3 protein-coding genes are annotated in these 2,270 nt (G+C 35.5%); all 3 read right to left on the reverse strand.

The genetic code is table 11. From position 1 onward, the window contains the following. Nucleotides 1–697 (reverse strand): ABC transporter permease subunit (locus tag U9P79_08095; protein ID MEA2104583.1); only part of this gene is annotated, 697 nt, incomplete at its 3' end. After that, complete coding sequence (locus U9P79_08100; GenBank protein ID MEA2104584.1) at nt 681–1,577, reverse strand: transporter substrate-binding domain-containing protein; 897 nt, start codon at nt 1,575–1,577, stop codon at nt 681–683. The genes U9P79_08095 and U9P79_08100, both read right to left, overlap by 17 nt. 129 nt (nt 1,578–1,706) lie before the next feature. Next, the gene (locus tag U9P79_08105) at nt 1,707–2,243 is read right to left on the reverse strand and encodes a Spy/CpxP family protein refolding chaperone (protein MEA2104585.1); all 537 of its coding nucleotides are present in this window, start codon (nt 2,241–2,243) and stop codon (nt 1,707–1,709) included. Between the last annotated feature and the right edge of the window lie 27 nt (nt 2,244–2,270).

Consider the following 2,270-nt stretch of genomic DNA (forward strand, 5'->3'; position numbering starts at 1 on the left):
AATTGACGATACGTCTAAGTAGCGAATCTACACCCACTCCGAAGATGCCCATCACGGTTAAATAGATCAGCATTTCGGGATATTTGAGCAAATATCTGAAATCGAGCAATCTGAACCCAAGTCCACTTTTCACTCCCAGCATCTCAGCTGCAATTATGGTTGACCAGCCCAATCCCCAAATTATTCTAAACAGATTTATCAAAGCGGGAAGACTAAGCGGGAGTTCAATATAAAAAAATATCTGCCATTTATTCGCTCCGCAAACATTTCCCTCATCAATATAATCTCGATTGATCTCATCATAAATGCTAATGCACCCGATTAAAGTTGGAAAAAATAGAGCAATGAACATAATAAAAATCAAAGATTGTTCTCCCAGCCCGAACCAGATGATCGCGAATGGAAGCCAGGCAAATGGAGAAATATGACGAATGAAATTTACCACCGGCATAAATACGGATTTCACAGACTCGTTCTTTGAAAAAACATGGGCGGCAAAAATCGAAACAAGCCAAGTAATAATTGTAATCAGCGTTACTCGCAAACCGGAAATTAGCAAATCCCCCAAGAGATTCGGATATGAAAACCGCATACTACGAAATTGTTGTAATCCGATTCCCAATGACAAAATTAGAATCAGTAAAAAAATCAACAGCAAAAGGAAGCCGGAAATTTTATATTTATTTAATTTCATCATAAACTTCAGCGGGATTTGGAACTACGTCCACATATCCGAGTTTTAACATTTTTTCCATTACTTTCCTTTCAAACCTTTTATCTTGCTCGGATAAATTTATTTTGTATTCGGTAAATCGCAGAGATTTTTCAATAATTTCTTCTGGAAATCCGAATATTTTCATTGCAATTGTAATGGCTTTTTCTTTGTTTTTATTGAGTAATGTAACAGATAAGTTCATCTCTGAAATAAATTTCTCTATCTGCTCTCTTTTATTTCGAATAGCATATTCCGTTGCGGAAATATCACAGCAGGTATGAGAGGGGAAATCTTCTCCAAACCAATGGATTATTCTAAAATCATCAGAAAATTTGAAAATCGGGGGAACGTAAAAACTGAGGGCGTCAACAGCGTTGCTTTGAAGTGCAGCCGCCATTTCCATTGGGCTGCGGAAGTAAACAAGTTCCAGATTCAAATTATATTTTTCCGAAAACATCTCTGCAAACACATCCAAAGTTGATGCTCGTAATACCCCGATTTTTTTGCTTTTTAGTTCCTTGATATTTTGGATATTCGATTTGCAAATTATCCCATCGCTTTCTCGTTCGAGAAATGATATTATTTTTACCTTTTTCCCTTTTGCCACATCAGTCCAAGTGTAAGTGAATGGCATGATTGATAGGTCAATTTTTCCTGAGACTAAGGCTTCATTCACTTCCCAGCCTGCTGAAAAATATTTAATATCATATTCATCTTCTGCTATCAACCCTTCTCTGATGCCAAATTCAAATGGGAAATGATTTAACGATGGTTTGATCAAGCCCACGATCAATTTATCCGATCTCTTGGTGCAAGCAAAAATGTTCAAGCATATCAAAATAATAATAAATAACTTTTTCATACAGCTCCTTTTAAGTTTGTTTTTCCGGGAAAATAAAAAAGCCACCCGAACTGTTTCATAGTCAGGGTGGCTTCTTCCAAAACCTAGATCTTAACCGTAAAATTTATATCTACAAAATTTCACTACTTATTATCTCTTATCAAGTTTTTTGTGATATTTATCAAGTTTCGGTTTCTTTCGGTCCATCATGTTTTCCTTCAATTCCTCTTTTTGCTCAGCGGTCAACATTTTGCTAATATCTTCTTTCAGATTGATCCTAGATTTCTCAATTGACGCCTTTTTGACTGAGATTTGGTCAATGAGTTTTTTTACTTTTTTGTAATTCTCATTTTTTAGGGCAACTCTCTTGTCAATTTGTAAAACTTGAATATCAGCCTTTAATTGGACTATGTCTTTTCTCGATTTAGTGCTATATCCGATAATTTTTTCTTCTTGTGCATCTGTTAAATCGAGTATTTGAAATAAAAGAAAGATGGGATCTTTGGGAGCATTTTGCATATGAAAATCTGGTTTTTGATTTTGGGGAAATGGTGGGTTGCCCCGCTTTCCGCGATAGTCCATTGGGTTGGCAACTGAAATAGCTGCATAACTAACGATTACGATTGTGATAATCGCAATAATCCATTTTTTGTCCGAAATTAATCGGGATTTCTTTTTGTTTTTCATATTTCCTCCGAAATAATTTTTGATAAC

The organism is Candidatus Cloacimonadota bacterium (genome assembly GCA_034661015.1).
In the GTDB taxonomy this organism is placed as follows: domain Bacteria; phylum Cloacimonadota; class Cloacimonadia; order JGIOTU-2; family JGIOTU-2; genus JAYEKN01.

Bases quoted from the DNA above. Each gene is read 5' to 3' on its own strand.
- U9P79_08100 (MEA2104584.1), bottom strand. From the start codon at position 1,577: ATGAAAAAGTTATTTATTATTATTTTGATATGCTTGAACATTTTTGCT.
- U9P79_08105 (MEA2104585.1), bottom strand. From the start codon at position 2,243: ATGAAAAACAAAAAGAAATCCCGATTAATTTCGGACAAAAAATGGATT.